The following is a 23,267-nucleotide window of genomic DNA, read 5'->3' on the forward strand; positions in this document are numbered from 1 at the left end:
CGTGCATCCACAGCTGTGGATGCACGGCCCCCGTTCTCGTTTCTCGCCCGGGGCTTTACTCTCCCAAGGGAGGGGCTCGGCGACCCGATACGGTTGAGAGCATGAGCGCACCTGTGATCGCAGCAATCGTCGCCGTGATCCTCGCCATCATCGGCATCATCGGCATCATCGTTCCCGTGCTGCCAGGCAGCATCACGATCGTCATCGGCTTCCTCGTCTGGGCGATCTTCGCCGGCTCCTGGCCGGTCTGGGCTGCGTTCGCGGTCGGCGCCGCACTGCTCATAACGGGCATGATCATCGGCTGGGTGCTCACAGGGCGCGGCCTGCGCAAGAAGCAGGTCCCGAATCGCTCCGTGCTCATCGGGCTCGGCGTCGGCATCATCGGGCTGTTCGTGCTGCCGGCGTTCGGGCTTCCGATCGGGTTCGCCGTCGGTCTCGTGGCGTCGGAGTACTGGAGGGTGCGGGAGTTCCGCGCAGCCCTCGACTCGAGTTGGACCGCAGTGAAGGCGCTGGGCCTCGGCATGGTCATCGAGCTCATGTGCGCGCTCGTCGCCACTACGATTCTCGCGATCTCGATCTTCGTCCACTTCGTCTGGCTCTGAGTTTCCTGAACTCGCGGGCAGGTCTGACTTCGCCTTTTGCGCAGATCCCCATACCCTGGGTGAAGCTGTCCGCGTTCTGAGCGCGAGAGCAGATCGTGTTCGGAGGAGCCGTATGTCGAACGGGGAGACCTCGAACGCCGTACTGGCGTTCGTGAAGAAGCGCCCTGGTGAGCTCGCCGCGGCGACCATGAGCGTCATCGCCGTGGGGGCAGTGGTCGCTGCGCTGACGGTCTCGAGCGGTCAGGGTGCCAACGTCGCCGAGCCGATCGACACCGTCGCTGTCCCTGATACGACGAGTATGGCTGCATCGACGGCGAACTCGAGCGATGTCGTGAACCTGCACATGCTCGCGCAGCCGCTTGCCAGCCTGCCCGCTGAGCGCGTGGGATCTGCGCAGAAGACTGCTCTGGAGGACGCCCTCAAGCAGGTCAAGGACGCGCTCAGTGCGACCACTTCGGAAGCAGATTCGCTGCAGACGGCATACACGGCGCTCCAGAACGCAGTGGGCGGGATGGCCACGAGCACGCTCGCGCTGGGTCGTGAGCATCGCCTGCAGGTGACGCTCGCATCGGCGGACATCCTCACGGCCTACGACGCAGCGCTCATCGAACTGGGTGACGCCGCCGACGACCGTGCCCGCACGAGCGGCATCTCAGCGGTCGTGCGCCAGGGCACCGCAGCTCAGAGCTCCCACAGCGCAGCTGTCGACTCCCAGCAGGGGGAGGACACCAACGCACCGGAGCCTCCGCTGGACGATTCTGGAGAAGACGAGCCCACCCAGGCCCCAGCACCGTCCGAGCCAGTACCACCGGCGTTGACGGCCCAGCCCGTCCCGGACGGTCCTGGTGGCAGCACGCCCCCGACGGAGCCCGAAGAGACGCCGGCGCCGACGGATCCTCCCGTTCCGGAGCCGACCGAGGGTCCCAGCGAGCCGCAACCGACGGGGGAGCCGACGCCCACCTCCGAATCGGGGAGCACACCGAGCACCTGACGTTCGGGCGCACGCCCGGATGCCGGAGAGCCAGCGGCACTGCGGTGATGCACTGCCGCCGGCCCTCCGTGCCGAGCACGGCCGAGTTGGTGCGCGTCTGCCAAATCAGGCACGTGCGCCGCTCCGGTTGACGAGGAACCCGCCTACCCGGTCTTCGAGCTCTTCGCGGTGACAGAGCTCTTGGGCTTCGACCTGGTGGTTTTCGACTTCCTGGGAGCAGCCTTCTTGGGAGTCGTCTTGCTGGCACCGCCCTTTCTCGCGGCTGCTTTCTTCGTGCCGCTCTTTCCCACCGAGGCCGCGTTCGACCTCGCCTTCCCCGTGGTGCCCTTCTTCGCAGGTGTCGTCTTGCCCTTGTCGATGCTCCTGCGAAGCGCCTCCATGAGGTCGATCACCTCGCCGCCTGGTTCCGAATCCTCGGACTCGCCGAAGGTCGCCGCCGTGTCGAGGGCGTCCCCCTCCGCGAGCTTCGCGTCGATGAGCTGCTGCAGCTGCTCCTGGTAGTCGTCGGTGAAGCGATCCGGCGCGAAGTCGGCAGCGAACGACTCGACGAGCGACGCCGACATCTTCAGCTCCTTCGCCGAGATCCTCACACGCTCGTCGAGGGCCGGGAACTTCGCCTCGCGCACCTCGTCGTCCCAGAGCAGGGACTGCAGCATGAGCACGTCGCCTCGGGTCCGAAGCGCGCCCAGTCGTGATTTCTGCCGGAGCGAGAAGTGCACGATGGCGGTCCTGTCGGTCTTCTCCAGTGTCTTGCGCAGCAGAACGTACGCTTTCGCCGACTTCGAATCGGGTTCGAGGAAGTAGCTGCGGTCGAACATGATCGGGTCGAGTTGCTCGCTCGGCACGAACTCGACGACGTCGATCTCACGACTGCGCTCTTCCGGCAGTGAGCTCAGGTCCTCCTCCGTGAGCACGACGGTCCTGTCCTCCTCGGCGTAGGCCTTGTCGATGTGCTCGAAGTCCACGACCGTCCCGCAGACCTCGCAACGTCGCTGGTAGCGGATGCGCCCGCCGTCCTTGTCATGGACCTGGTGCAGGTGGACGTCGTGGTCCTCGGTGGCGCTGTACAGCTTCACGGGCACGTTGACGAGGCCGAAGGCGATCGAGCCTTTCCAGATGGATCTCATGCGCCCAGTACAGCCGACGAGTCACGCCGGAAACCGGGTCGAGGCTGTGTATTCGTCGGTCCGCGATTCAGGAGTCGGGTGCATCCTGGGCCGATGGCGACGTCCCAGCAGACGGTGGTGGTCGAGGGGCACCGGGTGACCCTGACGAACCTCGACAAGGTGCTGTACCCCGATTCCGGCACGACAAAAGCCGAGGTGCTCGCGTACTACGCGGAGATCGCGCCCTATATGCTTCCGCACATCCGGCAGAGACCGGTGACTCGGAAGCGGTGGGTGGACGGCGTCGGCACGGCAGAGCATCCCGGGAAGGTCTTCTTCCAGAAGGACCTCGAGGCGAGCGCGCCGGCTTGGGTGCCGCGAGAGGCTATCGATCACCGGGACCACAGGAACGAGTATCCGATCGTCCGTGATGTCGCGACGCTGACCTGGCTCGCCCAGGTCGCGGCGCTCGAGATCCACGTGCCGCAGTGGCGTTTCTCGGCTCACGGCGCAGCTCTGAATCCGGACCGAATGGTGCTCGACCTCGATCCGGGGGAGGGCGCCGGACTCCTGGAGTGCGCCGAGGTCGCGCGTCTCTCGCGCCGCATCCTGAGGGACATGGGGCTCGACCCGGTCCCGGTGACAAGCGGCAGCAAGGGGATCCACCTCTACACGGCCCTTGACGGAACCCACACTTCCGAACAGGTATCGCAGGTCGCGCACGAGCTCGCGAGAGCGCTGGAGGCTGACCACCCCGAGCTTGTCGTGAGCGAGATGAGAACCGCTCTGAGGGCGGGCAAGGTGCTTGTGGACTGGAGCCAGAACAGTGCAGCGAAGACCACGATCGCTCCTTACTCGCTTCGCGGGCGCGCACGCCCCACGGTTGCCGCTCCGCGCACGTGGCGAGAGCTCGCCTCCGGCAGGCTTCGGCAGCTGGAGTTCGCCGAGGTGCTGGAGCGGATGCGCACGAGCCCGGATCCCCTCGCCCCAGTTGCCGAGGCGGGCCAGGAGGACCGGCTGCTGCGCTACCGATCGATGCGCGATGCCGCGAAGACGACCGAGCCTATGCCCAAGGCAGCCCCACCGTCCTCGGACGGGCGGAGCTTCGTCATCCAGGAGCACCACGCGCGGCGGCTCCATTACGACGTCCGCCTCGAGCGCGACGGCGTGCTGGTGTCCTGGGCAGTCCCGAAAGGCATTCCCCCCGAGACCAGGCGGAACCACCTCGCGGTCCAGACCGAGGACCACCCGCTCGAATACGCAACGTTCGAAGGTACGATCCCGAGAGGCGAGTACGGGGCAGGCGAGGTGCATCTCTGGGACTCCGGCACCTACGATCTCGAGAAGTGGCGGGACGGCGAGGAGGTCATCGTCACACTCCACGGCGCGGCCGCGGGCGGGCTCGGCCAGCCGACACGGGTGGCCCTCATCCGCACACGGGGGAGCAACGACGAGAAGGACACCTGGCTGCTGCACCGGATGGAGCGTGAAAGCCCTTCGACGAAGACTCCGAAGACGAAGCGCCACGGCCCCGGTAAGGAAGGTGGCGCCGGGAGCTCGATAGCGCCAATGCTCGCAACGCCTCGCGAGAAGGGCACTTTCGAGGACGAGGAGGAGTGGGCCTTCGAGATGAAGTGGGACGGCATCCGCATCGTCGCCACCGTGCAGCCGGATGGCATCCGTCTGCACACGAGGAACGGCAACGACGTGACGACGGTCTATCCGGAAGTCGTCGATGCGCTGAGGGCGAGCACGGTGGGCCGGTCGGTGGTTGTGGATGGCGAGGTCGTGGCGCTCGACCGTAGGGCACGACCGGACTTCGGTCGACTGCAGGCGAGGATGGGCCTGCGAACGCCGAGGGACATCGAACAGGGTGCGAAAGACGTGCCCGTCGAGTACTTCGCGTTCGACCTGCTCGAAGTCGACTCTCAGAGCCTGCTTCGTCGGCCATACGTCGAGCGCCGTGCACTGCTCGAGGAGGCCGTGCGGGAAGTGCACGGCCTTCGGGTGCCACCGGCGATCACGGGCGACGCCCGACTCGCCCTGTCCAGCAGTGCAGAGCTCGGGCTGGAGGGCATCATGGCGAAGCGTCTCGAGAGCGTCTACCGGCCAGGGCGGCGCTCAGATAGCTGGATCAAGGTCAAGCACCACAGGTCCCAGGAGGTGATCGTCGGCGGGTGGCGACCGGGGCGCGGCCGCCGGTCGGGTGCAATCGGCTCACTGCTCCTGGGCGTTCCCGGGGCCCACGGGCTTCGCTACGTCGGACGGGTCGGCACCGGCTTCAGCGACCAAGACCTGGAGCGAGCGCTCGGCAAGCTCGACCCGGAGGTGAGAGATACGCCGCCGTTCGAGGGAATTCCGGCATCGGACGCGAGGGGTGCCGTCTGGGTAGCTCCGGTGTTCGTCGGCGAGGTCGAGTTCGCTGAGTGGACCACTGGCGGACGGCTCCGGCAGCCGAGCTGGCGAGGATGGCGACCCGACAAATCACCCGCCGACGTGGAGCCTGCGGGGGACTGAGCTCCGCTTGTGAAACGGCACGGTGACAACTGGGCTGAGGACGACGAAGGCCGGGCCCGCCAACGCGGACCCGGCCTTCGTGACCGTTCAGCCGTTGACGCCGGCGGGCGGAATCGTGTCGTCGCGGTGCTGTGCGGCGTCGTCGCGGACCTGCGTCGGCGGCTGGTCGGGTCGTTCCTGGTTCGGTTCGCCGGTGCCGAGGCCCTGGATCGACTCGGCTTCGAGCCGCTCGTTGGTCTCTTCGAGGGCGGCGTCGTTCTCGGACTCTGGGTTCGCGTGCTGATCTGACATGACATCGACCGTACGCATACCAGCCGAGACGAAGATGAGTGCGCGACGGGCCCCTCCAGCGCTGGTCGCGCATCCGTTCACACGGAGACCATAAGGTGCTGGTGGAGAATCGGCATCGCCCGACCTTGAGGAGACCGCTGTCTATGACGAGCACCCGGCCCGCGCCGCCTGCCCACGCACGAGCGGCGTCGCAGCGACGCCGGCGACGCTCACTCGGCAATATCGTGCTCGGCGTGCTCGGCACGGCCCTCATCTTCGCTGGGGCGGCTGTGCTCGCGGCGTCGCTCTTCGCACCGACCACGGTCGAACGCGGATACGGTCAGGTCAAAGCTGCAGTGAACGACGTCGCGGCTGAGGTGCAGCTCCCGGCGGTGCGACTCGGCGTCGAGGGCGGACAAGCCGAACTCGACGTGTGCGACGGCTCCTTCATCGAGATGACCTCGTACCGGAACACCGTCGGAGTCCCAGCCGTCTACGCGGCGCACAACAACTGCGGGGGCGACGTCGTCTTGAACTGGGAGGTCGGCACGCAGTTCGAGGTCGAAGGGCAACCCGGAACGTTCGAGGTCGTCGACGTGCGGCACACGGCAAAGCACTGGGAGACGACTGAGGCCCTCATCGGGCTGCAAGGCGACTTCGCGTTGCAGTCCTGCTTCTACGGCGAAGACCGGATGCAGTTCGTCGGCGTTCGTCCCGTCGCGGGTTAGGACTGCTTGCCGGTTCCCCGCATGCACGAAACGCTGGCGGAAATCAAGAACTGGAGCCTTGATTATGTGGTGACCTATCCTGCGGAGATGATCACCGCACGAGCAAGGGCGCTCCTCGATTTCGAGACCGCGAATCCTGAGCGCAACGTCTCGAAGCTGGAGAAGATCCGAGCGCTCGGCCTGACCCCTGACGGCTACGAGGCCCGACTCGAACAGCTCGTCGCCGACGTCGACGTCATGGCCGAGTATCCCGAGCTCGTCTACCGCTATTGGAACCAGCGGCGCGGGCAGGCATCCCGCCGCTGAGATCCACAGCTGGGCCCGTGCTCCGACGCACTGGTGCCCGAGGCTATGCGTTCTGAGTGATGCTCTCCCACTCGGCGAGCGCAGCCGCAGCGTTGTAGGTAGCGGTCAGGAAGGCGTGCACAAGCGCATCCGGATCAGCGGATGCCCGCACCGCTTCGTAGGGCAGGAGGAACTCGCCGAGCGTGTCGTCCCAGTACGCGCCGTCCGGAACCTGCGCCTCGGCGAAGCCTGCTGGTGAGGGGTACGCGTACGAGTAGTAGGCGCCCTCGCGCCCGCCACCGGGCCAGAAACCCGCGCTCGAGATCTCGTGCGAGTAGCCCTCGATCATGACCTCGTGGGGGCAGTTCGGAGCGCCGCCCGGATGCTCGGGGGCTTCTCGTCCGGAGAAACGCTTGACGGCGAGGTCCATTGCACCCCAGAAGAAGTGCACTGGGCTCACCTTCCCGGTGAACTCGGCCCTGAATCGCGAGAGCGCGCGGTCGGCGTCGACGAGCTGCCGCCAGAACGCGTGCGCCGCGTCTGGGGCGTAGCTGCAGTGCTTCGTATCCTCGGCGAACGGAATCGCGAGCTCGACCTCGTTCGGGGCCCCGTGGATGCGAGGGTGCAGGTTCAGCTCGGCGAGCAGCTCGAAGAGCCCAGCCGAGAACTCAGCCACCGTCATCGGCACGAGCGGCAGCCTGCGTTCGGCGCCGTCGCTGTGACGGATGACGAGCAGGTGCGCAGTGAAGTCGAACTCGATGTCGAAGATCGCGTCACCGTGCACCTGCGAGCCCGTGCCCAGCCCGCGCGGGGTGACGTGCAGTGTCACGTTCCACCAGTGGTTGACATGTGGCGTGCTCACCATTCGGATCTTTCCGACGATCTGCAGCCAACGATGGAGGGTGTCTCGGGTGTCGGTCCAGCTGTCGACGGTGAGCAGAGGTCTGTCGGTCACGCCATGACGATAGCCGAGGCGACCGCGCCGCGGCCAGACGCATGCGACTGACCTCCCTCTCGGGGTGAGCAGAGTCTCATGCAGAGGGGTGAGTGATCTCCCCCTCACAGGCGATGGTGGGCCGGCTGGGAGCGCATAGCTTGGAGAGCAACGAAGGGAGACGACATGGACGACGCAGAACGCGGAAGTGCCAGAAGTGGTGTGAACGGATCGACGCAGATGAGCGTCGGCATATCCCTCGGCCTCCTGATCGGCGTGACTCTCGCACTCATCCTGGACAGCTGGTCCATCGGTCTCGGCATCGGAGCTCTGGCCGGCATCCTCATCGGAATCGTCTGGTCTCTTGCGGTCCGCGGCAAGGCCGGCGCGGACGATGACGGAGATGCTGGTACTGACACCGGCGCATGAGCGAATGCGCGCACGTCTTTTCCTGCGCGCCGTTGCACGCCGGGCATGGACATCTGCATACTGAGGCCATGCCCCGGGCCCAGCGCGTCATCCTCTCGTTCGGCCTGCTTCTCATCGCTGCGCTTTCGCTGGTCGTCGTCGCGAGCCAGATCGGCGTGACGTGGTACTCGGCGCCCGGTGCCACTGGGGTCGCCACGAAGCAGCTCGCGGTGTTCGAGCCGGCGATTGTCGGGACCGTGGTTGCTGCCTTCGCCGCCCTAGCGCTTCTCGCGCAGCTCCTGCTTGTCGCGCGACGCACCGTGCCGCGGTGGACCTGGGCTGCGTCTGGCGCAGTCTCAGTTCTTGCCGTGGTCGCAGCCGTTGTCGTCTCCACGGCTGACCGACCGGTGTTCTGACTCTCTCCGCCCCGAGTCGCTAACCCTGATCGGGCAGCCAATCCGAGCTGAAGACGACGTCGAAGAGCATTGCCGTGACCTCGAGGCCGGCGAGTGCTCCCGCACTCAACAGGACGATCGCGACCGTCACGACAGCTCGGCGCTTTCGTCCGAGCGGCGTGAGGAGCAGAACACCACTCAGAAGCACCACGGCGCCGAGGATGAGGCCGAATAACGGGAAGGTCATCCACGTATCTTTGCTCGGCAGCAAACCTCGTGGCTGTGAGCACTACGGGGACGCTGTCCCGCCGCGTCATCCGCCTAGGATCGCGCCATGGCAAAAGTTGCGAACGCACGAACGGGGAACGGGTACTGGAGCACCCAGATCGCCGTGAGCGCGTTGCTTGGCGCCGGGAGTGTTGGCACCAGCTATGTCCTTCTTGTCGTCAAGCCGGATGAGCCGGGAGGGGCGGTGCTCCTCGCACTCATCGGCATCGCGCTCCTCACGACATTCGGGTGGACCCTCGACACGGCGACACGGTCGACCCCTCTCGAGCGAGCTCTCTTCGCCTGGGCGATCATGCAGCATGAGGCAGCAGGACGCGGGAACGACGCTCTTGCGATGAGCGATGCTGCACGGGCACGTGACGGCACCCTCGACGCCGATCGAGTTCGCGCCCTGCAAGCCCTTCGACCCGGAAACCCCCTACCCTGCTCATCTGCAGCCCTTGAATGCGCCGAGGGGTGAACTCGCGACGGCCAGCCGAGGACTCGGTCCGGACAGAACCCGCCTCGCGCTGGCCGCACTCTTCCTGGCGTTGACCGGCCTCTATTTCAGCTGCATTCCGCCGGTATTCGTCCTCGGTTGGCCGTTCCAATTCGCCGCATCGATCATGGCCGTATTCACGATCGTGCCGCGCGGTCGTGGGCGCCGCCTTGGTATCGCCGCAGCGAGCGTGTCCGTGCTCGGGACTATCGTGACGCTTGTCCTTCTGCTCTTGAGGATCCTCCAGGAGCTCACCTGAAGTTCGTCGTCGACCGAGCCGCTGGCCGGCGTCGCCCGCAGAGTTTCCAGCTGCGTCCCCGTGAACCGCACCGACCGCGACCAGCCAGTCAGCTTCACCGCACTGCGAGCTCCCTCCTTCATCGCCGTCTCGGCAAACGTTGCGCCGACCAGCTGCAGCCTGCTGCGGGTCGAAGCCCAGTCGGCGTCCCGCACGTCCTTCGTGTTCTCGAACAGTGCAACCCGCACTGTGAGTGCGGGCCGAGCACCGCGTCGCTCTCCCGGGACGACATCGCAGCGGTTGCACCCGGGTATCCACGATCGAGCCCGTGGCAGAAGCAGAGCGGGACGACGTCGTCCTCGTGCCCATCGACCTGCCATTCGATACGGCCGGTCCCCAAGACCTGGCGTCCCAGGGCGCACGTTCGTCTTACGCCGCCGATCCGGAGCTGAAGCCGGGACCGTGGCCAAGCGCCTCACGGAGTCGCAACGCAGACTGCAACTGCGCTTCAGCGCTGAAAGTGACACGATCGTGGCCGACATCAGGCGCAGCCGATATCGATTGCGCATGCCCTGCAAGCCCAGAACCCATCCCTGCCGTCAACTGCAGTGACGGCAGGATCGAGGTTCTCCTCCGTGTGTCATGCGACGAGCGTTGGCCGAGTCTGCCGAAGTCGGCGTCGTTTCCGATGTCTGGCCGGTGATCGACGGGGACGGCGGGTGATCTGACGAGGCACCGAGTTTCGAGTCCTGTCGTCCGGTGGCAAGGGCGAACACCGCCGCAGTGTGTGGTTGTGCGTGCGAGGATGCCCAGCTCGATGCGAGGTCCGGGCCGAACCAGGACACGGAACCCGTTGTCACGCCCGGGCTATCAACTGGCGCGAAGTCTGGTCGACCGATTTACGAACGATTGGTGCACTCAAGCGCAGACGTGCCAGTTTCTTGCTCGGATACCTAGCCAAACACCTATCGTCTGGACGACACCTCTTGCTGAGTGCCACTTTTTGACCTGGGCGTGTGCCCTGCCCAGTCGTCCCCCTCTTCGCAACCAGAAGGAACCCATGTCCGAATCATCTTCAAACCAGATCCCCCGCCGCACCGTGGTCGGGAGCGTGGCATGGTCTCTGCCGGTCATTGCGGCCGCAGTCGCAGTGCCTCATGCCTCGGCGAGTCAGCTGTGCAACGCCAGCGTTGACTTCACCACGGTTGCCACGAATGGCACCAGCTCTTCGACTGGCTTCCCGTCGGCGGTCAATAGCGTGACGCTCGCAACCGGAACCCCGGCCTATCGTGTGCGGGTCACGATGGCACAGTCCGAGAACGCCCAGTTCGGAACTGCATCCAGCTTCTACAACTTCTCGCAGAGCGCCCGTACTTGGATCGGCAATGACCAGCTATCCACGGTTCCCGGCCCGGCCGGTCCGCTCATCTTGAACCAGCGACGCCCAGCAGGCAGCACTGCACTTCCGGTGTTCCAACGGATCAGCTTCGAGATCATCAACGCTGCCGGAGTGGCTGTTGACGTCACGAACTTCCGCATCACGCTCGACGACATCAATAAGTCCAATGATCACGATGACGTGATCGCGTTCCTGGATGCGCCCGCAACCGTGGTTGCAAGCTACGGCAACGCGTCGGGCACCGGAACGATCGGGGATCCGTTCCGTCGGGTGAACACGAATGGCGTTCCAGCTGGCAGCCCCACGACGTTCTACCGTGACACCTTCGACCTGGGCGCGGTCCCGGCAACGGGAACGCGCCTGGACTACGTGGGTGGCGACCCGTTCGGATGGCAGTACGTGACGATCAGCGCGCTCTCCTTCACCGCTCCGGGAGCCTGCTAGAGACAGGTCACCTGGCGTGCTCGGCGCGCTGAGCAACGTCCCTTGCGGTACTCCCGGGGGTTGTGGCCCGAGCGAACAGTGAGCGTCTCTCAATCCCGGGAAGCGAGGGCTACATTCGAACCCAAGCGAATGAGGCGTTCTCGAAATACCGGAATCTGCCGCGGTGAACGATGTCTCGGTCAGAGCCGGTTCTGCCGAAGCTGTCTCGGCTCTGCGGAAGTTGATCGCTGCGTTCCCCTGGGCACACCTGGTCTACCGACGTCGTCGTCGACTCGCAGCAGCCGTTCGCAGCGTGCCTGGTGACATCTGATGCAATGGGGCCGCCGCTGGAGTATCCGTTGTCCGCGAGACGGACACGCTCATTCCGCGGACAGCGGACCGGTGCTTCGCGCTTTCCCACAGGGCGCCTGTGCCGTCGAGTTCGACAAGGATTTCTGCCTCTCACCACAGGCCCCAGCAGATCGCGTTCTGCGTTCCTCGCTGGGTCCGTCGGCGCACTCAATGGGGGAGGCGGAAAGCGCGTCTCCGGTCGCGTTGGCGCAGCTCAGCCGTGGGCACCTCTGGGCAGCGCGCCGTGGGCCTTGCACGATGACGTGCTTCGGCCTGAGAGCTCGTGCCCCCATACAGGGTCGAGGCGCTTGAGGGGAGAGACGATGCGTTCATCGAGCGCGCGTTGTCCGTCCAGGTGAATTCCACTGACTCGCGTTCGGACCTCGCTGAGGGTGCTGCGTGTGATCTCTTCCTCGCGGGTGCCGCAGGGCTGGAAGAACTGAGAAAGTCTGCTGCGCGCGTGGAGGGGGGCGCGGTCTCCAGGGGGCGACTCCCATCGAGTGCCGACGCTTCGAAGTCGTCGTGTGGTCGTCGTTCAGGTTGCTGCAGATGGTCGATTGCGGGCAGGTGCACGAGCCAAGACTGCTCTTCCGTGAGCAGTAAGGATTGAACCCGCCGCTTGGCGATCCCGGAGCGAGGCCACTGACCGAGTTCACTCTCTCTGGGCGCGCACCCTCGAGGGCGTCTCTTTCGCGGAAGTCGTCCGCGTGTGTCCGCGCCTGGCATCCCAGGACCACCACCGCGCAGTTGCGACCCACGCAGCTGGCCACTGCGCTGGGCCGCTGACGGGGCCCGCTCGGGCCTGCAACGGCCGTCGAAGAGAACGGAAAACGCACAGTCTGGGCGATAGGACGCAGAAGCGGGCTCGATGTGCGTTCGGATGATGCGCGAGATTCCGCGGCCCCTAGCGTGGGCCCACAGGCGGGGAAAATCCTCGCCGATATCGCCACGACGGACCCGGCTCAACGAGCGGCAACCGGATGCTCTTTCCCGGTCTGTCCACACAGAGCATGAAAGCAAGGAATCCTCATGAATCAACATCAGGGCAGAACACGCAACATCGACCGTCGCACGATGGTGCAGAGCGCAGCGTGGAGCGTGCCGGTCTTTGCCGCCGCAGTCGCAGCCCCGCTTGCTTCTGCGTCGGGCTGCACACCGGGTGCTCTGGACTGGAGCGTACCTGGCACCTACACGCTCAACGTGTCACCGGGAACCGGGTACCTCGACTTCGAGGTGCGCGGTGCGGGCGGCGGCGGACCGAATCCCGGCGCTCGATCGGTGGGCCGAATCAACCTCAGCGGTCTCACCTCGACCCTCTCACTGCGCATCGTGGTCGGGCAGGGTGGGGCCATTACCACCGACGGCACGACTGCGGCCGGCGGAACGGGATACGGGAACGGTGGGAACTCAACACCTGGTCCCCGGAGCATTGAAGTAGATAAGGGCCCCGGTGGAGGTGGCGGTGGCTCGGCGATCCTGTTCTCCACGAACTCCCCGATCGTAGTCGCAGGCGGCGGTGGCGGTGGCGGCGTCAGCCAATTCACGGTGGGGACTACTGACATGAAGCGAGCACTTGGAGCCCCCGAGTTCGGGTTCGCCTACGGACAAGCCAACGGCGTCAACCGCAACGGGCGGGCCATTGGCCTTGGAGGCACCGCCTCAGCGGGGGTCGGTTTCGCCGTCAGTCCAGCTCTGGGCGGGTCGGGCGCGACGGGCGGTGCCGGCGGCGGGGCATCCAATTACGCGGCGAACAGCAACTGGACCGGCGTCGTGCGCAACGCAGGCAGCGCCGGCGGCAACAACGGCACGGGCGCGCAAGGCGGCGGCAACGGCGGCAATGGCTCTGCTCGGTTGAGCAACGGGGACGAGTTCCGTGCAGCGGGCGGCGGAGGTGGCGGTGGGTTCGCAGGCGGCGGCGGAGGCGGCCTCGCTGGTGCGAACTTCCAGGGTTCAACCCTCCTTCAGATTGGCTCTGGCAGCGGCGCAGCAGGCTCCTCCTTCGCGCGCCCCGGCAGCGACCCGACTGGGAATGGCGGAACGCTGAGTGTCACGCAGGCCAGCTTGATCTCCGCCGGACTGGCGCCCGGGACCGGCCGCGGGCACCCCGGGTATGTCCGCGTTGTTTGGTGCGTCTAGTGCACGATGCGGGTCACGGTAGGCGTGAAACGACCGGTCGCGGGCCCCTGCGGACGCACCAGCCGAGCACTCTTACCAGGCGAACGATGGGCGGCGTGGCGATCTGGTCCGTGCCGATCATCGCATCGGCGACCGCTGTCCCTGCGGCGTCGGCGTCGCAGCCCTCTGCAGGGTGGACTCTCCTCGGAGTCCACCCGCAGGCAGCTGCTCAGCCGACGTCGCTCGGACGACGGATCATCGAGCTGGAGATTTTCGAGAATGCCCTCTACGCCGGATTCGGCGACTACAACGCGAATACCGGGCCGATCTCAATCAATCCGTTTGACCTCGACTCGCGAATGTTCCTCGGTGTCCGCCACAACGCCTACACGCACCAGATCGCCGTCTACCGGCCAGCCCCTTGGGGGCTGGTCGCTCCGAACATCGACCCGCTCCAGGACGTTCCGCTGGACCCGTTGGACCCCAACGGAGGGTTCTCTTGGACGGACAATGGCGGGCTCACCTGGAACCAGTCACCGATTGGGCCGTCGTACCACGTCTATGACGTTGCCATGCAATCGTCGTCTGGTCAGTGGGCTGTCGGAGCGGCAGCGGGGGGCGGGAATGGGGCCCCGACCGTCTGGCGTCGCGTTGGCGCGGGCCCTTGGCAGGTCTCATTCCAGGGAGACAACGATCCTGCCCTCGGCAATGATCGCTACTACTGGATCGCCGTGGTGGGCGGTGTGCCCCACATCCAGGCGCGGGGGTCATCCACGGTCAAACCCCTCCGCTTCTTCGACTCCACGTCAGGCGCTTGGCGTTCACTACCCGGGGGCGTGAGCGAGCTGCACGCGTCGGGAAATCCGCAGCACCTGCAGGTGCTCGGGACACAGATTGTCAGCGCGAGCGGTTCGGGGTTGCGAATTCTCGACACCGAGAACGGGGCATTTCGCGCAGTGCAGATGCCAGACGGGTTACCGGTACTGGACCTTGACGTGCGAGGCTCCGAGCTGTTCACGCTCACGCGGGGGGCGGTGTTCCGATCTGAGGACGGCGCAGTGACCTTCCAGCGAGTCGTCACGGTCGACGCGCCAGCACCAACGTCGCTTGCAGTGTCCGCGGACACGATCTACGTCGGAACGGCCGCATCGCAGCTGCTGGCTCACCTGCTGCCGTAGGACACTCTGTGAAGGGTGTCCCTATGATTCTTGCCAAGCGGCAATGACAAGGAATGGTTTGTCGATGCTGCTGTCTCGGAGCATTGCGGAGAGGACGTCGCAGCCTCGTCTCGTGAGCGATGCTTACCATTCCTGAGCCTGGTGATCGTGCCTCGCCCTCGTTGGCTCCGGATAACAACGTCCTGAGCCAGGCCCGAAACTTCGATTCGAAGAACCGGATCTACCTGCCCATCTCGAGTGGGTTCTTGGGCCCCTGTGTCAGGGTCTGCTCGCAATCGACGACATCGGCCTTGTTCCCCGGGAACGGGAGACCCCTCCAGAAATTCTCGGCTATAACATCGACATCGTCCGCGGCAGCGTTGTGGTCACAATCAATGAAACCGCAGATACGAAAGCAGTGACAGCTCGGGCACAGGAGGTCGTCACCGCTGGCACCCGCGAGGCCGGTTACGCAACGCCGCCGGTGGACGCTGTCATCACTGGGCTGATCGGTGAACTCCACTACGACAGGGGCCACGACACTACGCCGTTCAAAGCAGGAGGGGGATTGACAGATTCCGCCGGGCTTCCTTACAGCTTGGGCTCCAAGGTCCACGGAGTCGGAGGCCTGAGCGCTGGACATTGCGCGATGAACGGGAACTACCAGGGCATGAACGGTTTTAGGTTCACGAATTCCGTAATCGCTGCGAAAATCGGCGACACCAGCTCAAATCTGCTGAGCTCTGCTGCTGCCATCGACCTCATGGTTCTGAAGCCGGTCAACATATTCGGCGACTTCGCCACGAAGATGTACCGCGGCCCCCAGGCAGTCGGCAGCAACGTGACGAATACGCGCGGAACCACGGGAGTTTCCACCGGAGCAGATATCGGATTCAGCGGCAACTGGACCGGATCATGGACCGCATACGGTAACAGTCAGGTACCTGGATCCTCGACGATGTGTGTCGGCTGTTTCGTGTTCCAGCCAAAGAAGACGGTTGCGAAGTGGATCACCATCGGCAGTCTGTGGCAGGCCGGCAACAATGGAAACGGCAAGGTCACAGACCAAGGTGACAGCGGAGGACCCGCCTATAGCTGGATCGCCGGTTCACAGGACGTCAAGGCTGTCGGGAGCATCACTGGCGGCAACTACGTCTACGGGGTCAGCTTTTTCACGCCCACCGCGACGGCTCAGTACGTCTACGGTAAGTCAGTCGGGTAACGCCACACGAAGAACGACCGAGGTGTCGGGGATGCCTGATGCCTCGGTCGTTGCCGTTGAAGCGACATCACATCATTCCAGTGTGTACTCGAACTCGAACCCGAACCCCGAGTCCGGAAACTCCAGGTTTACGAATAGCGGGTTCGTGAGAGCCTTCTTCGACTGCTTGCTGGCGTGGAAGCGACCGGGCAAACGCAGATCACGGCGGAGTCCGCAACCGTCAGCGCGTCGCCGTTCAACTTCGATCACCATCGTCCAAAACGCGATAGCCACAACTAGCCCGAACGCCAGCCCCCCGTCCGAATGAGATGGACTCTGCGAACTCGTGATCAACAGTAGGTTCGAACTCGATTGGTATATTGAGAGCTGGGATTCTGCGTGTCGCGGTGGTCATCGGAGGCTCCGAGGGTCTGGTTGGTCGTTGTGGACTACCTATGCGGGGACGACGACGAACCCCGCCAGGCGCATGAAGCGACGGGACGAGACGAACGCATTGTCCAGGATTTTTACGCCCTGCGGCGGTGCTGGAGCACGAGCGCGGTCAGCGCGACGAGCGCTGCGCCGGCCAGCCCCAGCGTCCAGGGCAGTGCCGCATCGCCGGTGGTCGCAAGGACGGGGGACTCAGCCTCGACCTCGGGCGCGGCCTCGGTGGGCGCGACGGCGGCGGGTGTCTCAGCCCCGACCGGAACTGTAGTGCTGGTCGCTTCAGGGGCGGCGGTAACCTGGATCGTCTCGACGGTCGTGGCCGACGGCGCGGTCACGACCGCGCCCGCTGGCAGGGCGCACGAGCTCACCCCGGCGAACGAGACGCCGTTGATGGTGCCGCCGTTGATGATGGCGTCCTGGTCAATGGGGGTGATCCCGAGGTCGTACGCCTTGAGCACGTTCGTCATCTGGGCCAGGTACGTGCAGTGGAAGGCGGTGTTGGTCGGCATCCACTCGGACGCGAGCCGCATGCCCTTGGCTGAGTTGGCCCGGCCCTCGGCGGCCTGCAGGTTCATCGGGTCGTTCGCGAAGGCCTCACGTTGAGTCGCGTCCCACTCGTTCGCACCACCGGTCCAGGCCGCTGCGAGCGGGATGATGTGGTCAATCTGGACGGCACCGGACGTGGCGACGCCGCGGGTGAAGGGGATCGCCTCGCCCGTGTACCGGTCGTTGAGGGTTCCTCGCTCGACGATGCAGTCGCTGCCGTCGCGGAGGACGACGTTCGTGAGGTCGCGCTGGAGCATGTCGTTGCGGGCGTCGCAGCCGTTGCCGTCCGGGTCGGACCAGTGCTTGAACAGGTCGCGGTCGTAGCCCGTCTGTGACGAGTTGACCGTCCGCAGCCCCTCGGCGGCAGCCGCGACCGCAGCACCGTCGACGTACCAGGCGTCGTCCACCTGAGACGCGAATCCCGCGTCGATGAGCGGCGCGACGTTGCTCTTCGCCACGTCGAGCGCGACCGGAACGTGCACGGTGTCCGGTGCGGCCAGAGCGGGGGAGGCGGCGGCGGTGGTGGCGGTTATGGCGAGCAACGCGCTAGCGGCGCCCGAGCGGAGGAGGGAGGAGAAAGGCATGCTTGTCAGCAAGAATATGGGCGGCTCACTGCTCTTCGCGGCGGACGCGCGCGGAGTGGGACAGGAGGCGCCGGGGCAGCTCGCAAGTCTCGCTGCGTGGACCTGCCTGCTCCGCGAGGCGTGCTCGTTCCGTGTGAGGTCCCCGTGGCGTGCGAGCAAGACCTGGGCCTACACGTAGACCCGTCGAGCGAAGAGGGGGAGTGCTGCCGAGACGGCCAGCACCAAAGCAAGAATGAGGAGCACTGCAGGGGCCGTGAGTGCTGCGCTGGTGCCGCCAGCGAACGCGCTTCCTGCGGCTGAAGCCGCGAGCGAGACACTGATCCGAAGACCGGAGGCTCTTCCGATGGAGCCCGCGTCGGCGGCGTTCTCCGTCGCTGACGCCAGGAGCACGGCGATGGGGCCGGCAGCCGCGCCGATGCATAAGAGGAGCAGCCCGAACAGCCACAGGTTCTCGAGCGTCAATGCGGACAACGTGAGCATCACTCCGGTGAACGCAAGAGCCGACATCAGCTGCACGCTCGGAGGTACGGACCATCGGACGGCGCCGTACGCGACCGCACCGACCACCTCACCAATGGCCAACGCGGCGAACAAGAATCCTGATGCGTCGATGGAGCCGTTTGCCTCGGCAACCCGGGGGATGGCAAGAATCAACACTCCTCCGACGACTCCCGTAGCCACAGCGACGGTGAGGATCGACAGCATCGGGCCGTGCTGCCACTTCAGAGGTCCGCGTGATCTATCGCTTGCCGTGATCACGCTGTCACGACGAGCGATGCGCAGGAAGTACCCGGCGCCGAGCACGCCGATACTGCCGATCATCAAGATGATGACGTCCGGGCTGGCGACGAGGACGAACATGCTCACGAGGAGCGGCCCGAAGACCAGGCCCGTCTGGAAGCAGGCCCCCAGCAGCGAGTAGCTCGCGACGCGTTCTCTTGGACCGAGCGAGGATCTTGCGAGCCAGACTCGGACCGCCGTCGTGACCTCCGGGAGTGAGACCCCTGCGACAAGGGCTGCGATGAGCAACGCCGCCGTCGAGGAAGAAGCGGAGCGGCCAGAGAGGACGAGCGCGAGGACCGCGATGAGGAACGTCGCAGCTGCGGCGGTGATGGTCTTGCGTGGTCCGACCCGATCGATGAGGTATCCCTGGCCGACCAGGCCGACTGCGGTACCGCACGTGAACGCGGCGCTCGTCCAACCCGCGATGGCGAAGGACCCGGTCCAGGCGTGAACGGTGATGACCACGGCGACCGGGAACATTCCCAGGGGCACTGTTGAGAACAACACCGAGGCGAGCTGACCGACCACTCGCCGGTCTCGCATCAATCTCCGATAGACCTGCCGATGCTCCGCGTCAGAGAAGTCACTCATCGTCTTGGGGGAGTCGTTCGTGCGCGGGGCAGCCTGCTGCTCAACATGGTTCCGAGAATCGCAGATCGACGTTGGCAATCGCCCGCGAGCAGTCGATCCTTGCGCTCCGCCTGCAGCGTCATCCCAGCGCCCCGCGGTTCTCGCACCACCGCCCTTGCCCTCATGACTCGAGGTCGACATGGCGCCTCGGGGGCCGTCCGTGGTCGGGGCCCCGAAGGTCGCGTGACCACTCGACGATTCGTGAGGAGTGGCCGACTGGTTTCGGATGATGAGTGGCCTCGTCGACAGCGGCTAGGTTGATCCGAGGCATCTCATTCGGCTCAAGGAACGCGTCGAAACGTACTCGTACTCGGAGGACCACATGATCGGTTACGCAGACCTGCAGGATCTTCAGGGGGAGCAGCGCGAGCGCGTTCAGGCGCTTTACGATCGCAGTCATCGCCTCTGGGCGCTCCCGAACGATATGGGCAAGGTTGACGCCCTTGAGGAGTTCATCGGTGACTGTGAACGTGCGCAGTTGCCGCCCCTCATCGCCAGCGCGCTCTTCGACCTGCACGTCACCTACGGTGACGGCGGTCTCACACGCGAAGCGCTGACAGCTTTCGCTCGACTCATGCGTCACCTCGACCGCTACGGCGACCTGGTTCATCCAAGCAACGTCACCCGCATGCTCAACGCAGTGGCCACGAGTACCCTCACCATGCTGAACGATCCGACACTGCCACTCGAGCAGCTCACGCGAGTCATCGATCTGGTCGAGGCTCAAGTTCGCAGGCGAGGCACCGACCCGGTTGGCGTCCTGGTCGCCAGAGCAGCGATTGCCTCGGCCCGCGGCGATGGCCGCGAAACAGCCGACTGGATCGAGCGGTGGCGTTCCGAGGCGAGTGAGGAATGGCGAGCGGACGATCTCGGTGTCATCCAAATCGAGTTGCCGCTTATTGCGAGTTTCGACCTGAAGCGCGCCACCGAGACACTCGAGCAGCGACTTCGGATGGTGGGCATCGACCGTGATCGACTCGACATTCAGCAGCGCATCGAAGCGATTCCTGTGCTCGCCATGCTCGCGTTCTTCCATCTCCGCTCCGGCAACGTCGCTGAGGCCCGCGCCATCGCCGATCAACTGCTCGATGGCGTCGGCATCGAGGTCCTCGTCCGCGAGGCAGTGGCCTGCCAGCTCATCCCCATCCTGGAGCATCGTCCCGACGCAGCCCTCTTCGTTGTCGACGACGTCTTGCGCAATCTGTCGTTGGACGAGAGCGACGCGGAGACCTTGGCCGCGGTGGCGCGAAATCGACTCCTCGCCGACCCTGATGGGGACGAGGGCGGCTTGATCCGACTTCTCGCGCAGCAGGCTGCAGCTGCCCTCGACCGGCGCGGTGCGACCGACATGCACATCCGTGAGCTCGCAGACTTCTGGTGGGCGGGCCTTGAGTCCCGGCCCACGCCGAGTGCGGTCCAGGACGACGAGACCTGGGGAGACCCAAGTGAGCGTGCGCTGCTGATCCTCTCCGCTGGGTGGCTCACAAGGGAAGGCTCGGTGCGCGAAGACCGCATCCCCTTGTCCCTATGGGAGAGATACACGGCTCTGTTCGACAGATTCCGTGAGCTCATGGCAACAGCGAGTATGGAAGAGACGAATGCGCTGGCTGCCGAGCTCGAGGCTGAGGGAGAACGCCTTCACTGCGCAACCACACGCTTCTGTGTCCCGCTGTTTCACTCACTGCAGTCGTCGATGCTCGGCGCCAACGGCCAGGTCGTCGACCTCTACCATCGTGCGCAGCGTTCCCTGGCGACCGACCCGACGGCGGTGAACGCCACGTACCGCGGGTTCGCGCCCTCGGCCTTCCTCCTCGCGCTCCTCGACGGTGTCTCCACGCCCAGCGTGCCATGGGCGCAGGTCGACGCGGTCATCGAAGTCGAGGATCAGCTCCGGACGTGGACAGGCGGCTCCGAGGCTCGAGTCCATTTCGCTCGAGCGGAGATCGCCGCCCACAACGGCGACCTAGTGGAGCTGCGCGAACGCACCGACCGCATGTTCGCCAGCCTCGCTGCCGATGAGGAGCCCTTCGATCGGAACATCCTCGACCTCGTCGCAGTCCGGCAGACGGCACTGACCCTCCCCGACATCGCCCGGAAGGCGGCTATCCGCGTCGCGGAAGCAGGCAACGAGCTGCAGCGCCGCGGTGCGGCAGGCTGGTTGTGCTGGATGCGGGTGCGCGACGGTGACCCTTCCGGCGCGACCGAACTGGCTGCGCTGCTCGAGTCGGTCGGTGGTGCCACCGAGGAGATCGAGCAGTTGCCCGGCTGGGCGATGCTCGAGGCGTTGACAGACGCAGATGTCGATCTCGTCTCGGTCGTGGACGCGCTCCTCACCGAGGCAGTTGAGGGTGACTGCACGGAAATCGAACTCTTCGCGGCCGCGAGCCGAGTGCTCCGAGACCGAGCCCCGAACGACCCGCGGGGAGCGAAACTGAGGAATGACGTCGAGAGAATCGCACGCCGTCTCGACGAGCGCAACGGCCACAACGGGTGGAGCACGCATCTTCACGACCGTTGGCTGAACGAGGACCGGGTCTTCGGGGCGCGAGCATGAGCGACGAGCGCTTCCTCGTCGACCTCCGCGGACTGGTCGACATCCTGTCCCACCACTTGTACTCAAGCCCGAGGGTCTACCTGCGTGAGCTCATACAGAACGCTCGGGATGCGGTGGTTGCACGGCACGAGATTGATCCGGACTCACCAGAGCAGATCAGCATCACCGTCGACGAAGCTTCCGGGGCGGTGATCGTCCGAGACCAGGGCATTGGCCTCACCGAACAGGAAATGCGCGACGTACTCGCGACCATCGGCGCGTCGAGCAAGCGCGAGGACTTCGCTCGGACCCGGCGCAAGTACCTCGGACAGTTCGGCATCGGGCTGCTGTCCTGCTTCCTGATCGCGGACCGCATCGAGGTGCGTTCTCGCAGCGCCCGGACTGCGGATGCGGCCACGATCAGCTGGGTAGGAAGCGCGGACGGCACGTTCACCATCAGCCCCGCCACCGAACCCCTAGCTGAGCCAGGCACGGAGGTGCGCGTAGAGGCCCGACCCGACGAGTGGGAATGGACCCAACCGCATCGAGTGCGACTGCTGGCAGAGCGCTTCGCGGGACTGCTCGAGCTGCCCGTCGCGCTCCATCGCGGCCCCATCTTGCCCGCTGAGATCGTCAGCCAGCGGACGCAGCCCTGGCGGGGCAGCGCACAGGAGATGGAGGACTGGGCGCACCAGGAGCTGGGATTCCGGCCACTCGCAATCCTCCCGGTCGCTGTGCCCGGCGCGGGGGTGCGTGGGCTCGCGTTCATCGCTGATAGCCCCGGTCAGGTTGGCACGCGTCGAGGTGACACTGTCTACTCGAAGGGCATGTTCGTCACCGACAGCAGCGTGCAACTGGTTCCATCCTGGGCGTACTTTGTGCGCCTCGTCGTGGAAGCCGGTGATCTGCCGCTCACGGCATCCCGCGAGGCCCTTCAAGATTCGGTCACCATCGACGCCGTCAAAGAGCAGGTGGGCATACAGATCCGGGAAGGCATCGAGCGTTTCGCCGAGAACGATCCTGCCGGGTTCTCTAGGTTCTTGGATGTTCACGCCAAAGGCTTGATGGCGATGGCGGTCAGCGACGACGACATGCTCGATCTCGTGTCGCAGAGCGTGAAGTGGGAGACCAACGAGGGCTTCCAGACCCTGGCGCAGATGCGGCGCCGCACGGAGGTGGTGCTTTATACGACCTCGATGACCGATTTCACGGCTTTCGCTCCGATTCTCGCCGCGCGCGGGACACCACTCGTGAACGCCTCCTATGTCTACGGACGTGAAATCCTGCGACGTCTGGTCGAGCGTCCGCTTCGAGGGGCACGGCTGCGAGCCTTCGATGCGGGGCGCTTCATCGATGAGCTTCAGCGTCCGCTTGCCGGGGACACTGCGGCCCAGCTACTTGAGGAGCAGGCGCGCCCGGTGCTGCAACAACTCGGGGTCGCACTCGACCTCCGAGAGTTCTCGCCCGTCACGGTGCCGGTGCTGTTCGTCGGCGCCTCCGGGGACGCTGAGTTCGGCGCAGCCGGCGAAGACGAAGCCGACGGCGATGACGCCTGGGGCGACCTCCTCAGCGATCTCGTCACGCCAGCTGAGTCGTCTGCGCCGCACGGCCCACGCCTGGTCGTTAACGTCGGAAGCACTTCTGTGCGCGCGTTCGGGACGATCAAGGATCGCTACGTTCGAGAGGAGGCGATCGCCGGCCTCTACGTCATCGGCAGGCTCACCGCGGGGGAGCGCCTCCAGCCACAAGATGCGGTGCTCCTCAACCGGGCCCTGCAGGCGCTGATGACCGCGGCGGGAGATACCGAGACCGAGTGAACAAACCGTCGCTGCCGCGTGGGACACCCCAGAGTTGGTCG

The 23,267-nt window shown here is 65.6% G+C and carries 23 protein-coding genes; 16 read left to right on the forward strand and 7 right to left on the reverse strand.

All coding sequences use genetic code 11. The features are described 5' to 3' along the window. The first annotated feature begins 101 nt into the window (after positions 1-101). Together ITJ67_RS17170 and ITJ67_RS17175 are read left to right on the forward strand one after the other, a co-directional pair. On the forward strand, positions 102-602 hold the full coding sequence (locus tag ITJ67_RS17170) for a DUF456 domain-containing protein (protein ID WP_160071846.1): 501 nt from the start codon (positions 102-104) through the stop codon (positions 600-602). 112 nt (positions 603-714) lie between these two features. Then, on the forward strand, positions 715-1,593 hold the full coding sequence (locus tag ITJ67_RS17175) for a hypothetical protein (RefSeq protein ID WP_160071845.1): 879 nt from the start codon (positions 715-717) through the stop codon (positions 1,591-1,593). Positions 1,594-1,736: 143 nt separating this feature from the next. Here ITJ67_RS17175 and ITJ67_RS17180 read toward each other — a convergent pair whose 3' ends face one another. Then, positions 1,737-2,720, reverse strand: coding sequence for a Ku protein (locus tag ITJ67_RS17180; RefSeq protein ID WP_194678451.1), 984 nt, complete (start codon positions 2,718-2,720; stop codon positions 1,737-1,739). Positions 2,721-2,813: 93 nt separating this feature from the next. Here ITJ67_RS17180 and ITJ67_RS17185 point away from each other — a divergent pair, with 93 nt between their 5' ends. Further along, the gene (locus ITJ67_RS17185; protein ID WP_194678452.1) at positions 2,814-5,216 is read left to right on the forward strand and encodes an ATP-dependent DNA ligase; all 2,403 of its coding nucleotides are present in this window, start codon (positions 2,814-2,816) and stop codon (positions 5,214-5,216) included. A gap of 87 nt (positions 5,217-5,303) precedes the next feature. On the opposite strand, the gene ITJ67_RS17190 is transcribed toward ITJ67_RS17185, so the two are convergent. Then, a complete protein-coding gene (locus ITJ67_RS17190) occupies positions 5,304-5,507 on the reverse strand; it encodes a hypothetical protein (RefSeq protein ID WP_160071842.1) in 204 nt (67 codons plus the stop codon). Positions 5,508-5,650: 143 nt separating this feature from the next. Between ITJ67_RS17190 and ITJ67_RS17195 the strand changes: the two genes are divergently transcribed. Then, a complete protein-coding gene (locus ITJ67_RS17195; protein WP_160071841.1) occupies positions 5,651-6,214 on the forward strand; it encodes a hypothetical protein in 564 nt (187 codons plus the stop codon). An 87-nt stretch (positions 6,215-6,301) separates the two neighbouring features. After that, positions 6,302-6,520 (forward strand): DUF3263 domain-containing protein, encoded by a 219-nt coding sequence (locus ITJ67_RS17200; RefSeq protein ID WP_160071840.1) that lies wholly within the window; start codon positions 6,302-6,304, stop codon positions 6,518-6,520. 43 nt (positions 6,521-6,563) lie between these two features. On the opposite strand, the gene ITJ67_RS17205 is transcribed toward ITJ67_RS17200, so the two are convergent. Continuing rightward, positions 6,564-7,454, reverse strand: coding sequence for a DUF5996 family protein (locus tag ITJ67_RS17205; protein WP_194678453.1), 891 nt, complete (start codon positions 7,452-7,454; stop codon positions 6,564-6,566). A gap of 165 nt (positions 7,455-7,619) precedes the next feature. Between ITJ67_RS17205 and ITJ67_RS17210 the strand changes: the two genes are divergently transcribed. Both ITJ67_RS17210 and ITJ67_RS17215 read left to right on the forward strand, forming a co-directional pair. After that, positions 7,620-7,862, forward strand: coding sequence for a hypothetical protein (locus ITJ67_RS17210; RefSeq protein WP_160071838.1), 243 nt, complete (start codon positions 7,620-7,622; stop codon positions 7,860-7,862). 68 nt (positions 7,863-7,930) lie between these two features. Further along, entirely contained in the window at positions 7,931-8,257 is a 327-nt protein-coding gene (locus ITJ67_RS17215; protein WP_160071837.1) for a hypothetical protein, read from the forward strand. Positions 8,258-8,276: 19 nt separating this feature from the next. Here the strand turns inward: ITJ67_RS17215 and ITJ67_RS17220 are convergent, their stop codons facing one another. Next, the gene (locus ITJ67_RS17220) at positions 8,277-8,483 is read right to left on the reverse strand and encodes a hypothetical protein (protein WP_160071836.1); all 207 of its coding nucleotides are present in this window, start codon (positions 8,481-8,483) and stop codon (positions 8,277-8,279) included. Positions 8,484-8,570: 87 nt separating this feature from the next. On the opposite strand from ITJ67_RS17220, the gene ITJ67_RS17225 reads away from it, so the two are divergent. The 6 genes from ITJ67_RS17225 (at position 8,571) to ITJ67_RS17245 (ending at position 15,907) form a co-directional block, all read left to right on the forward strand. Then, the gene (locus tag ITJ67_RS17225) at positions 8,571-8,984 is read left to right on the forward strand and encodes a hypothetical protein (protein WP_194678454.1); all 414 of its coding nucleotides are present in this window, start codon (positions 8,571-8,573) and stop codon (positions 8,982-8,984) included. Positions 8,985-9,129: 145 nt separating this feature from the next. Next, on the forward strand, positions 9,130-9,261 hold the full coding sequence (locus ITJ67_RS20050) for a hypothetical protein (RefSeq protein WP_267238570.1): 132 nt from the start codon (positions 9,130-9,132) through the stop codon (positions 9,259-9,261). Positions 9,262-10,543: 1,282 nt separating this feature from the next. Next, the gene (locus ITJ67_RS17230; protein ID WP_194678455.1) at positions 10,544-11,083 is read left to right on the forward strand and encodes a hypothetical protein; all 540 of its coding nucleotides are present in this window, start codon (positions 10,544-10,546) and stop codon (positions 11,081-11,083) included. 1,359 nt (positions 11,084-12,442) lie between these two features. Beyond that, complete coding sequence (locus ITJ67_RS17235; protein ID WP_194678456.1) at positions 12,443-13,549, forward strand: hypothetical protein; 1,107 nt, start codon at positions 12,443-12,445, stop codon at positions 13,547-13,549. 95 nt (positions 13,550-13,644) lie between these two features. Beyond that, positions 13,645-14,706 carry a hypothetical protein gene (locus ITJ67_RS17240; RefSeq protein WP_194678457.1) on the forward strand — a complete coding sequence of 354 codons (1,062 nt, stop codon included), beginning with the start codon at positions 13,645-13,647 and terminating at the stop codon, positions 14,704-14,706. A gap of 361 nt (positions 14,707-15,067) precedes the next feature. Then, positions 15,068-15,907 carry a hypothetical protein gene (locus ITJ67_RS17245; RefSeq protein WP_194678458.1) on the forward strand — a complete coding sequence of 280 codons (840 nt, stop codon included), beginning with the start codon at positions 15,068-15,070 and terminating at the stop codon, positions 15,905-15,907. Between the two features lie 506 nt (positions 15,908-16,413). Here ITJ67_RS17245 and ITJ67_RS17250 read toward each other — a convergent pair. Continuing rightward, positions 16,414-17,463, reverse strand: a complete 1,050-nt coding sequence (locus ITJ67_RS17250; RefSeq protein ID WP_194678459.1) for an HNH endonuclease family protein — start codon at positions 17,461-17,463, stop codon at positions 16,414-16,416. On the opposite strand from ITJ67_RS17250, the gene ITJ67_RS17255 reads away from it, so the two are divergent. Continuing rightward, positions 17,462-17,641 (forward strand): hypothetical protein, encoded by a 180-nt coding sequence (locus ITJ67_RS17255; RefSeq protein ID WP_194678460.1) that lies wholly within the window; start codon positions 17,462-17,464, stop codon positions 17,639-17,641. The genes ITJ67_RS17250 and ITJ67_RS17255 overlap by 2 nt on opposite strands. On the opposite strand, the gene ITJ67_RS17260 is transcribed toward ITJ67_RS17255, so the two are convergent. Beyond that, positions 17,632-18,753 carry an MFS transporter gene (locus ITJ67_RS17260; protein WP_194678461.1) on the reverse strand — a complete coding sequence of 374 codons (1,122 nt, stop codon included), beginning with the start codon at positions 18,751-18,753 and terminating at the stop codon, positions 17,632-17,634. The two genes, ITJ67_RS17255 and ITJ67_RS17260, sit on opposite strands and share 10 nt — an antisense overlap. Positions 18,754-18,997: 244 nt before the next feature. Then, complete coding sequence (locus tag ITJ67_RS17265) at positions 18,998-19,912, reverse strand: hypothetical protein (protein WP_194678462.1); 915 nt, start codon at positions 19,910-19,912, stop codon at positions 18,998-19,000. Between ITJ67_RS17265 and ITJ67_RS17270 the strand changes: the two genes are divergently transcribed. Next, a complete protein-coding gene (locus tag ITJ67_RS17270; protein ID WP_194678463.1) occupies positions 19,895-21,430 on the forward strand; it encodes a hypothetical protein in 1,536 nt (511 codons plus the stop codon). The two genes, ITJ67_RS17265 and ITJ67_RS17270, sit on opposite strands and share 18 nt — an antisense overlap. Continuing rightward, positions 21,427-23,226 (forward strand): HSP90 family protein, encoded by a 1,800-nt coding sequence (locus tag ITJ67_RS17275; protein WP_194678464.1) that lies wholly within the window; start codon positions 21,427-21,429, stop codon positions 23,224-23,226. Before ITJ67_RS17270 ends, ITJ67_RS17275 begins: the two co-directional genes overlap by 4 nt. The last annotated feature ends 41 nt before the right edge of the window (positions 23,227-23,267 follow it).

This window comes from Pseudoclavibacter sp. VKM Ac-2867, assembly GCF_015351275.1.
Lineage (GTDB): Bacteria > Actinomycetota > Actinomycetes > Actinomycetales > Microbacteriaceae > Pseudoclavibacter.

Excerpts from the sequence above, each read along its gene's own strand:
- ITJ67_RS17170 (WP_160071846.1), top strand. The coding sequence starts at position 102 with ATGAGCGCACCTGTGATCGCAGCAATCGTCGCCGTGATCCTCGCCATC.
- ITJ67_RS17175 (WP_160071845.1), top strand. The coding sequence starts at position 715 with ATGTCGAACGGGGAGACCTCGAACGCCGTACTGGCGTTCGTGAAGAAG.
- ITJ67_RS17180 (WP_194678451.1), bottom strand. The coding sequence starts at position 2,720 with ATGAGATCCATCTGGAAAGGCTCGATCGCCTTCGGCCTCGTCAACGTG.
- ITJ67_RS17185 (WP_194678452.1), top strand. The coding sequence starts at position 2,814 with ATGGCGACGTCCCAGCAGACGGTGGTGGTCGAGGGGCACCGGGTGACC.
- ITJ67_RS17190 (WP_160071842.1), bottom strand. The coding sequence starts at position 5,507 with ATGTCAGATCAGCACGCGAACCCAGAGTCCGAGAACGACGCCGCCCTC.
- ITJ67_RS17195 (WP_160071841.1), top strand. The coding sequence starts at position 5,651 with ATGACGAGCACCCGGCCCGCGCCGCCTGCCCACGCACGAGCGGCGTCG.
- ITJ67_RS17200 (WP_160071840.1), top strand. The coding sequence starts at position 6,302 with ATGATCACCGCACGAGCAAGGGCGCTCCTCGATTTCGAGACCGCGAAT.
- ITJ67_RS17210 (WP_160071838.1), top strand. The coding sequence starts at position 7,620 with ATGGACGACGCAGAACGCGGAAGTGCCAGAAGTGGTGTGAACGGATCG.
- ITJ67_RS17215 (WP_160071837.1), top strand. The coding sequence starts at position 7,931 with ATGCCCCGGGCCCAGCGCGTCATCCTCTCGTTCGGCCTGCTTCTCATC.
- ITJ67_RS17220 (WP_160071836.1), bottom strand. The coding sequence starts at position 8,483 with ATGACCTTCCCGTTATTCGGCCTCATCCTCGGCGCCGTGGTGCTTCTG.
- ITJ67_RS17225 (WP_194678454.1), top strand. The coding sequence starts at position 8,571 with ATGGCAAAAGTTGCGAACGCACGAACGGGGAACGGGTACTGGAGCACC.
- ITJ67_RS20050 (WP_267238570.1), top strand. The coding sequence starts at position 9,130 with ATGGCCGTATTCACGATCGTGCCGCGCGGTCGTGGGCGCCGCCTTGGT.
- ITJ67_RS17230 (WP_194678455.1), top strand. The coding sequence starts at position 10,544 with ATGGCACAGTCCGAGAACGCCCAGTTCGGAACTGCATCCAGCTTCTAC.
- ITJ67_RS17235 (WP_194678456.1), top strand. The coding sequence starts at position 12,443 with ATGAATCAACATCAGGGCAGAACACGCAACATCGACCGTCGCACGATG.
- ITJ67_RS17255 (WP_194678460.1), top strand. The coding sequence starts at position 17,462 with ATGCTTGTCAGCAAGAATATGGGCGGCTCACTGCTCTTCGCGGCGGAC.
- ITJ67_RS17250 (WP_194678459.1), bottom strand. The coding sequence starts at position 17,463 with ATGCCTTTCTCCTCCCTCCTCCGCTCGGGCGCCGCTAGCGCGTTGCTC.
- ITJ67_RS17270 (WP_194678463.1), top strand. The coding sequence starts at position 19,895 with ATGCTCGCGTTCTTCCATCTCCGCTCCGGCAACGTCGCTGAGGCCCGC.
- ITJ67_RS17265 (WP_194678462.1), bottom strand. The coding sequence starts at position 19,912 with ATGGAAGAACGCGAGCATGGCGAGCACAGGAATCGCTTCGATGCGCTG.
- ITJ67_RS17275 (WP_194678464.1), top strand. The coding sequence starts at position 21,427 with ATGAGCGACGAGCGCTTCCTCGTCGACCTCCGCGGACTGGTCGACATC.